Below are 331 nucleotides of genomic sequence, written 5' to 3' on the forward strand. Positions count from 1 at the left end.
TGACCTGCTCCCCTTGGAGTCCGCGTTTATTGGTTAGCTCTGTTCAGGGTTTGGTCCTCTCTTGACCGTTGGTGATACTCCCACGGGGTTAGCCCGTCGAGGCTCGAGTGGGGGCGGTGATGGTTGTAGTCGTCGCGCCATGCCGCGATCAGATGGCGGGCATGGCGCAGGTTGGCAAACAGGTGCTCGTTCAGGCACTCGTCCCTCAGGCGGCCATTGAAGCTTTCGACGAAGCCGTTCTGCATGGGTTTTCCCGGTGCGATGTAATGCCATTCGACCTGCCGATCCTCCTGCCATTTCAGGATCGCGTTCGAAGTGAGCTCGGTGCCGT

1 protein-coding gene is annotated in these 331 nt (G+C 59.5%); it reads right to left on the reverse strand.

The genetic code is table 11. From position 1 onward, the window contains the following. Positions 1 to 26: 26 nt before the first annotated feature. Positions 27 to 331, reverse strand: a 305-nt coding sequence (locus MN186_RS00045) for an integrase core domain-containing protein (protein ID WP_242110742.1), incomplete at its 5' end; no start/stop codon positions are given.

Origin of the sequence: Aliiroseovarius sediminis, from assembly GCF_022678485.1 — a bacterium.
GTDB lineage: Bacteria > Pseudomonadota > Alphaproteobacteria > Rhodobacterales > Rhodobacteraceae > Aliiroseovarius > Aliiroseovarius sediminis.